This window comes from Pseudomonas sp. NPDC087690 (genome assembly GCF_044743175.1).
Taxonomy (GTDB): Bacteria; Pseudomonadota; Gammaproteobacteria; order Pseudomonadales; family Pseudomonadaceae; genus Aquipseudomonas.
Genome location: NZ_JBIUVX010000030.1, coordinates 55,658 through 63,737, shown reverse-complemented (window position 1 = coordinate 63,737; position 8,080 = coordinate 55,658). Strand labels below are relative to the sequence as shown.

Sequence of the window (8,080 nt, the reverse complement as noted above, 5' to 3'; positions counted from 1 at the left end):
GCTGCTGACCTTCTTCGTCCGTCAGGTGCCGGAGCTGATCGAGCGTGGCTATATCTACATCGCTCAGCCGCCGCTGTACAAGGTCAAGAATGGCAAGCACGAGCAATACATCAAAGACGACGCCGCCAGGGAAGAGTCCATGACGCAGTCGGCCCTGGAAGATGCGAGCCTGCACCTGAACGAAGAAGCCCCGGGCATTTCCGGTGAAGCGCTCGAGCGTCTGGTGAACGACTTCCGCATGGTGATGAAGACCCTCAAGCGTCTGTCGCGCCTGTACCCACAGGAACTGACCGAGCACTTCATCTACCTGCCGGCCGTGAGCCTGGAAAAGCTCGGCGACCACGCAGCGATGCAAGAGTGGCTGGCCCAGTACGAAGCGCGTCTGCGCACCGTCGAGAAGTCCGGTCTGGTCTACAAGGCCAGCCTGCGTGAAGATCGTGAACGTGGCGTGTGGCTGCCAGAGGTCGAACTGATCTCCCACGGCCTGTCGAACTACGTCACCTTCAACCGCGACTTCTTCGGCAGCAACGACTACAAAACCGTCGTCACCCTTGGTGCTCAACTGAGCACCCTGCTCGACGAAGGCGCGTACATCCAGCGTGGCGAGCGCAAGAAAGCGGTCACCGAGTTCAAGGAAGCACTGGACTGGCTGATGGCTGAAAGCACCAAGCGTCACACCATTCAGCGATACAAAGGTCTGGGCGAAATGAACCCGGATCAACTGTGGGAAACCACCATGGACCCAAGCGTGCGCCGCATGCTGAAAGTCACCATCGAAGACGCCATTGGCGCAGACCAGATCTTCAACACCCTGATGGGTGATGCGGTCGAACCTCGTCGTGACTTTATCGAGAGCAATGCGTTGGCGGTTTCGAACCTGGACTTCTGATCCCGGTTTGCGTCAAAAAAGGCCAACGCATTGCGTTGGCCTTTTTATTGGCGGATCAAAAGATCGCAGCCTGCGGCAGCTCCTACGGAGATAGGTGTAGGAGCTGCCGTAGGCTGCGATCTTTTGATCTTTTACTCGGATGCTGCAGACACACTCTCCAACCGATACCCATACCCATAAATCGTCAACAACTGCCAACCCCGATCCGCCGTCAGCCCAAGCTTGTTCCGCAGCCGATAAATATGCGTATCCAATGGCCGCGACGACGCCATCTCCTCATGCGGCCAAAACCGCTCATACAGATAATCCCGCGACAACGGCCGGCCCAGGTTGCTGAACAGACACCGCGCCAGTCGATACTCGCGCTCGGTCATGACGATGGGTTTTCCCTCGCGGGTAACAGTCAGTTCAGCGTCATCGAAGGTCAGGTCGTTGAAGCTCAGCACTTCGCTCGCGGCGGTGCGTTGTTGGGCATGCCGCCGCAGCACCGCAGCCACCCGCGCCTTCAACTCATTCGGTCGAAACGGCTTGCTCACATAATCATCAGCCCCCGCATTCAACGCCTGCACGATGTCACTTTCACCATCGCGACTGGTCAGCATGATCGCCGCGGGTGGCGCTTCCATATGCTCGCGAGTCCAGCGCAGCAGGGCCAGGCCGGTGAGGTCGGGCAGTTGCCAGTCGAGGATCAGCAGGTCGAAGGTTTCCCGGCGTAGCTGTCGCAACAAGTCTTCGCCTCGCTCGAAGCTGTGCAGTGACCACGGCTGTTCGCCGGCATCGGCCATCTGCTGCAGGGTTTGCTCGACCCGGCGCAGTTCGGCGGGTTCGTCGTCCAGTATCGCAACGCGCATACGCGGTGGTTCCTTGTTGCTTGGGCAGTTGGGCGTCAACCATAGTCGCTTGGTCATCACCTTGAAAGTAAGCGGCCCGCCGTTGGTCGACGTCCGCTATGATTCTTCGAGTCTACGTCTCAGACCTGTGACCTATGAAAGCATTCACCCTGTCCTGCCCTTTTTCCCCATGAACAATCAGCGCCGGCGCGAAAGCCGTGAGCCGAGTCAGGTGCAGCGACTGTTTCGACAGTTGGTTCGCGAATGGTTGTGGATAAGTCTAGTGCTGTTGCCGCTGACTGCACTGCTGTCTTATCGCGCGCAGATCAGCTTGCACGATGCGACGCCGCCAGCGGGCGCTTTGTTGTCGGTGGTGCTGGTTGCCGGGATTCTCGGGCTGCTGCTCTGGCGCCCGCGCTGGGCGCTGTGGATTACGTTGATCGGCATGGCCTGCGCGCTGCTGGTCAGTGCCGGGCTGGCGGAGATGCGCCAATGGTGGTCGCCGACGCCGGCGGTGCTGGGCATGTTGTTCGGTTATCTGATCTGGAACTGGCGGCGCTTGAGTGTGGTGCTGACCTATTTCGGTTGGGAGCTGGCACGGCTCGACAGCGAACCGAAGGTGTTCCCCGAACGCCGTCGCTCGCAATTCACCGGCGCTGATCGCTTGCAGGGCCAGATCATGGCGCTCGAGCAGGCCATGAGCCGTACCCGTGATACTCGGCGTTTCATCGCCGATGGTCTGGAGTACCTGCCTGTCGCCACGCTGATCAGTGACCCCAAAGGCCAGATCCTGCTGGGTAACCGCAAGGCTCGCGCGCTGTTCGATGATCCTCTGGTGGGCGACGATGTGCTTGGTCAACTCGCCCGTCTCGGCTATCCGGAATTATCCACAGAGCAGCGCCCGCCACTGTCGGCCCTGCCGCTATTGGAGTTTCGTGATTACAAGGAGCGCAGTCTGCGTCTGGAACGTGCTGCGCTGCTGCCGGTGGACGGTGACACGCCGATTGGCTGGCTGTTGAGCCTGACCGACCTCAGCGCTGAACGTGCGGCCGAGGAGCAACGCAGCGTGTTGCTGCGCTTTCTCTCTCATGATTTGCGTGCACCGCACTCGGCAATCCTCGCTTTGCTCGATGTGCATCGGCATCAGGCGGGCGCCGACGCACCGCTGTTCGAACAGATCGAACGGCAGGTACGCCGCGCGCTGGATCTGACCGATGGGTTTGTTCTGCTGGCGCGGGCCGAATCCGAGACTTATCAATTTCAACCGACGCTGTTCGCGATGCTGGTGCTGGACGTGTTGGATCAGGCGTTGCCCATTGCCCAGCAAAAACGCATCGAGCTGTCGCATGACATGGACGAGCAATCCCAGGAGCGCCTGATCAATGCTGACCAAGGCTTGCTGACCCGCGCCCTGTTCAACCTGCTGGAAAACGCGATCAAGTACAGCCCGGCCGACACCACGATCACCCTGCGCGTCCGTTGCCGTGAGGAATGGTTGCACTGTGAATTGATCGATCAAGGCAAGGGCATTGCCGCCGATGAATTGCCCGACCTGTTCAGCCAATACCGACGTTTTTCTTCCGCGCAGGGCATCGACGGCGTGGGCCTCGGCTTGTCGATGGTCAAAGCGGTGGTCGACCACCATGGCGGTAAAATCGAATGTCATAGCGTGGTCGATCAAGGCACCACGTTCCTGCTCGAATTACCGCTGATCCCAGAATGAACAGGCACAAAAAAACCGGCTATATCAGCCGGTTTTTTTACATCCGAAAAACTTATGCACGTTTTATGGTGTTTTATGAGCTTGAGAAATATATAAGTAAATCAATCGCTTATTACCAATATTCAAGCGGTTTCAACAAAACCGTACACAGGTTATCCACAAAATCTCAGACAGCGATCTGATCATTTGAGGCCGGCGCTTGTGGGGCCGGTGGCAGCGAGCCCATCTCGCGCTGAGTTTTCTCATTCCAGGCTTGCACTCGGTCGTTCAGCTCGGCGATGGCGCGCGGGCCTGTCCCCTCGGCGTACATCGGTTCGCCGATGACCACGGTGATCACCCCGGACTTCTTGCCCCAGCCGACTTTCGGCCAGAACTTGCCGGCATTGTGTGCAATCGGCAGTACCGGAAGCGCCGCATTCACCGCCAAAGCGCTGCCACTGCGGGAGAACTTGCCGACAGTGCCAAACGGCACGCGTGTGCCTTCCGGAAAGATCAGCACCCAAACGTTGTCCTTGAGCAATTCGTCACCCTTGGCCGCGACTTGTTTCAAAGCCGCTTTCGGGTTGTCGCGATCAATCGCGATCGGCCGCAGCATGGCCATCGCCCAGCCGAAGAACGGCACGTACAGCAGTTCGCGTTTGAGCACTTGGCTCAACGGCGAGAAATAAGCAGAGAGAAAGAACGTCTCCCAGGTGCTCTGGTGGTTCGATTGAATCACGCAGGGCCGGTCAGGCACGTTTTCCGCGCCTTTGATTTCGTAACGGATACCGAGAAACACCTGGGTCAACCACAAGGCGCAACGGCACCAGTACACGTTGATAAAACGATAACGCGCCTTGAACGGCAAAAACGGCGCGATAAAAAAACTCAAGCTGCACCACAGCAGGGAGGTGGTGCCCAGCAGCAGGTAAAAGAGAAAAATTCTGATGGCCCGCAGTATCGACATAGTGACGTTTACCGTTACGGGGCAATGCCCGAGTGTTCAAGCGCACTCCCGATCAATCCCTGGTCAGGAACTTCAGAAGTACTCTAGTTGTGGATAAGTTCTGCGGCAATCGCCGCCAGATCGTCAAAAATCAGAGTGCCAACCGGCAGGGTTTTGCCCTGAGTCTTTGCGCCTTTTCCGGTCTTTACCAAAACTGGCTGTGAATCGACGGCTTTGGCGGCCTCCAGGTCACCAAGGCTGTCGCCGACGAACCAGACGTTGGCCAGCTCGACGTTGTAATGCGCTGCGATGGTTTTCAACATTCCCGGTTTCGGCTTGCGGCAATCGCAGCCTTCGTCCGGACCATGCGGGCAATACACGATCAGCCCGACTTCACCGCCCTGCTCCGCCACCAGCTCGCGCAATCGCGCGTGCATGGCATCCAAGGTGGCGAGGTCGTAATAGCCGCGAGCAATGCCCGACTGGTTGGTGGCCACCGCCACCGTCCAGCCGGCCTTGCTCAACTGCGCAATCGCCTCGATCGAGCCGGGCAACGGAATCCACTCCGCCACTGACTTGATGTAAGCGTCGGAGTCGTAATTGATCACTCCGTCCCGATCGAGAATCAGCAGTTTCAACAGCAGTCCCTCAACCCAGCAGCGAAATGTCGGCAACGCCGAGGAACAGGCCACGCAGACGCGCCAGCAGCGCGTAACGGTTGGCCCGCACATTGGCGTCGTCAGCATTGACCATTACCGCGTCGAAGAACGCATCGACTGGCTCACGCAGTGCAGCCAGGCGTGCCAGCGATTCGTTGTACTGACGCGCCGCGGCCATTGGCTGCACCGCCTGATCCGCTTGCTGGATCGCCGAGTACAGCGAGAACTCGTTGGCGTTGTCGAAATACTTGGCTTGCACCTCGGTCGGCACCGCGCCTTCGACTTTGCTCAACAGGTTCGATACTCGCTTGTTCACCGCCGCCAGCGCTGCCGCTTCCGGCAGTTTGCGGAAGGCCTGCACCGCTTGCACACGCTGATCGAAGTCCAGCGCCGAACCCGGCTTCAGAGCACGGACCGACAGGTAAGTGGCGACTTCGACGCCTTCGTCTTCGTAACGCGCACGCAGACGATCGAAGATGAATTCCAGCACGGACTCGTTGAGACCGGCAGCCTTGACCTTGGCACCGAATGCGGCCACGGCGAAAGCCACTGCATCGTTCAGGTCCAGATCGAGTTTTTTCTCGATCAGGATGCGCAGCACGCCGAGTGCCGCGCGGCGCAGGGCATACGGGTCTTTGCTGCCGGTTGGCAGCATGCCGATACCGAAGATACCGACCAGGGTGTCGAGCTTGTCAGCGATAGCAACGGCTGCACCGGTCAGGGTCGCTGGCAGTTCAGCACCGGCACCGCGAGGCATGTACTGCTCGTTGAGCGCCAGCGCGACGTCTTCCGGCTCGCCGTCATTGAGGGCGTAGTAGTAACCGGCGACACCTTGCATCTCCGGGAACTCGCCGACCATTTCAGTGGCCAGGTCGCACTTCGACAGCAGGCCTGCGCGAGCAGCCCAAGAAGCGTTGCCACCGATGCGTGCGGCGATGTACGCGGCCAGTTTGGAAACGCGTTCGGCCTTGTCGTAGACGCTGCCGAGTTTTTCCTGGAACACCACGTTCTTCAGGCGATCATTGAAAGCTTCGAGTTTCTGCTTCTTGTCTTGCTTGAAGAAGAACTCGGCGTCGGTCAGACGTGGACGAACCACTTTCTCGTTACCGGCGATGATCTGCTGCGGGTCTTTGCTTTCGATGTTGGCCACAGTGATGAAACGTGGCAGCAACTTGCCGTCGGCATCCAGCAGGCAGAAGTACTTCTGGTTGTCCTGCATGGTGGTGATCAGCGCTTCTTGCGGCACGTCGAGGAAACGTTCCTCGAACGAGCACACCAGCGGCACCGGCCATTCAACCAGCGCGGTCACTTCGTCCAGCAGCGCCGACGGAACGATTGCCGTGCCTTCCTGACGGGTGGCCAGCTCTTCGGTGCGCTTGCTGATGATTTCGCGACGCTCGTTGGCGTCGGCCAGCACGTAAGCGGCGCGCAGGTCGGCGAGGTAGCTCGACGGCGAACCGATGCGCACGCTTTGCGGGTGGTGGAAACGGTGACCACGGGAGTCACGGCCAGCCTTCTGCGCGAGGATGGTGCAATCGATGACCTGGTCACCGAGCAGCATCACCAGCCACTGGGTCGGACGCACGAACTCTTCCTTGCGCGCACCCCAACGCATGCGTTTCGGGATCGGCAGGTCGTTCAGCGAATCTTCGACGATGGTCGGCAGCAGGCTCGCGGTCGGCTTGCCGGCGATGCTCTGGCTGTAACGCAGTTTCGGGCCGCTCTGATCGATCTCGCTCAGATCGACGCCGCATTTCTTGGCGAAACCCAGGGCTGCCTGCGTCGGGTTGCCGTCAGCGTCGAACGCCGCCTGACGTGGCGGGCCGTCGAGGTTGATGCTGCGATCCGGCTGTTGAGTGGCCAGCGCGGTGATCAGCACAGCCAGACGACGCGGCGCGGCGTAGACGGTTTTAGTCTCGTAGCTCAGGCCTGCGGCTTGCAGGCCCTTGTCGATACCGGCGAGGAACGCCTCAGCCAAGGTGTTCAGGGCTTTTGGCGGGAGTTCTTCGGTGCCCAGTTCAACCAGAAAATCTTGCGCACTCATTGTGCAGCCTCCAGCTTGGCCAGTACTTCGTCACGCAGGTCCGGGGTCGCCATCGGGAAGCGCAGCTTGGCGCGTGCCAGCAGGTAGGCTTGCGCAACGGAACGCGCCAGGGTGCGTACGCGCAGAATGTATTGCTGACGCGCGGTCACCGAGATCGCCCGGCGCGCATCCAGCAGGTTGAAGGTGTGCGACGCCTTCAACACCATTTCGTAGCTCGGCAACGGCAGCGGCTGGTCGAGCTCGATCAGGCGCTTGGCTTCGCCTTCATAGAAGTCGAACAGTTCGAACAGTTTGTCGACGTTGGCGTGTTCGAAGTTGTAAGTGGACTGTTCCACTTCGTTCTGGTGGAACACGTCGCCGTAGGTCACTTTGCCCATCGGGCCGTCAGCCCAGACCAGGTCGTAGACCGAATCCACGCCTTGCAGATACATGGCCAAACGCTCGAGACCGTAAGTGATCTCGCCGGTTACCGGGTAGCACTCGATGCCGCCAGCCTGCTGGAAGTAAGTGAACTGGGTCACTTCCATACCGTTCAGCCAGACTTCCCAGCCCAGACCCCAGGCGCCGAGGGTCGGCGATTCCCAGTTGTCTTCGACGAAGCGAATGTCGTGAACCAGTGGGTCCAGGCCGACATGCTTGAGCGAGCCCAGGTACAGTTCCTGGAAGTTGTCCGGGTTCGGTTTCAGGACGACCTGGAACTGATAGTAGTGCTGCAGACGGTTAGGGTTTTCGCCGTAACGGCCGTCAGTCGGACGGCGGCTTGGCTGCACGTCGTCGGCGTTCCAGGATTCCGGGCCGATGGCGCGCAGGAAGGTCGCGGTGTGGAAAGTGCCGGCGCCTACATCCATATCGTAGGGCTGAAGTACCACGAAACCATTCAACGAACAGTATAGCTGCAGCGCGACGATCAAGTCGAGGAACGTACGCAACGCTGTCCTAGACTCGCTCACGAAATTCACCTGTTTCTTGGGCTGCGATTTAAAGAGCGGGAGTATACCCGATTCATTGCT

Annotated in this window: 6 protein-coding genes and 1 pseudogene; 2 read left to right on the top strand and 5 right to left on the bottom strand. The window is 59.4% G+C overall.

The window, feature by feature from the left end:
- Positions 1-889, top strand: a pseudogene (gyrB, locus tag ACIPIZ_RS22300) (DNA gyrase subunit B); the annotation flags it as partial.
- Positions 890-1,020: 131 nt separating this feature from the next.
- On the opposite strand, the gene ACIPIZ_RS22295 reads toward gyrB, so the two are convergent.
- Complete coding sequence (locus tag ACIPIZ_RS22295) at positions 1,021-1,740, bottom strand: response regulator transcription factor (RefSeq protein ID WP_105704747.1); 720 nt, start codon at positions 1,738-1,740, stop codon at positions 1,021-1,023.
- A 169-nt stretch (positions 1,741-1,909) separates the two neighbouring features.
- On the opposite strand from ACIPIZ_RS22295, the gene ACIPIZ_RS22290 reads away from it, so the two are divergent.
- On the top strand, positions 1,910-3,442 hold the full coding sequence (locus ACIPIZ_RS22290; protein ID WP_105704748.1) for a HAMP domain-containing sensor histidine kinase: 1,533 nt from the start codon (positions 1,910-1,912) through the stop codon (positions 3,440-3,442).
- A 166-nt stretch (positions 3,443-3,608) separates the two neighbouring features.
- On the opposite strand, the gene ACIPIZ_RS22285 is transcribed toward ACIPIZ_RS22290, so the two are convergent.
- From ACIPIZ_RS22285 to glyQ, 4 genes are all read right to left on the bottom strand, one after another.
- Positions 3,609-4,388, bottom strand: a complete 780-nt coding sequence (locus tag ACIPIZ_RS22285) for a 1-acyl-sn-glycerol-3-phosphate acyltransferase (protein ID WP_105704749.1) — start codon at positions 4,386-4,388, stop codon at positions 3,609-3,611.
- Between the two features lie 83 nt (positions 4,389-4,471).
- Positions 4,472-5,011, bottom strand: a complete 540-nt coding sequence (gene gmhB, locus ACIPIZ_RS22280; protein WP_163004678.1) for a D-glycero-beta-D-manno-heptose 1,7-bisphosphate 7-phosphatase — start codon at positions 5,009-5,011, stop codon at positions 4,472-4,474.
- A 4-nt stretch (positions 5,012-5,015) separates the two neighbouring features.
- A complete protein-coding gene (gene glyS, locus ACIPIZ_RS22275; protein WP_105704751.1) occupies positions 5,016-7,070 on the bottom strand; it encodes a glycine--tRNA ligase subunit beta in 2,055 nt (684 codons plus the stop codon).
- Complete coding sequence (gene glyQ / locus ACIPIZ_RS22270) at positions 7,067-8,020, bottom strand: glycine--tRNA ligase subunit alpha (RefSeq protein ID WP_401167457.1); 954 nt, start codon at positions 8,018-8,020, stop codon at positions 7,067-7,069. Before glyQ ends, glyS begins: the two co-directional genes overlap by 4 nt.
- Positions 8,021-8,080 lie beyond the last annotated feature (60 nt).

Bases quoted from the DNA above. Each gene is read 5' to 3' on its own strand.
- ACIPIZ_RS22295 (WP_105704747.1), bottom strand. From the start codon at position 1,740: ATGCGCGTTGCGATACTGGACGACGAACCCGCCGAACTGCGCCGGGTC.
- ACIPIZ_RS22290 (WP_105704748.1), top strand. From the start codon at position 1,910: ATGAACAATCAGCGCCGGCGCGAAAGCCGTGAGCCGAGTCAGGTGCAG.
- glyS (WP_105704751.1), bottom strand. From the start codon at position 7,070: ATGAGTGCGCAAGATTTTCTGGTTGAACTGGGCACCGAAGAACTCCCG.
- ACIPIZ_RS22285 (WP_105704749.1), bottom strand. From the start codon at position 4,388: ATGTCGATACTGCGGGCCATCAGAATTTTTCTCTTTTACCTGCTGCTG.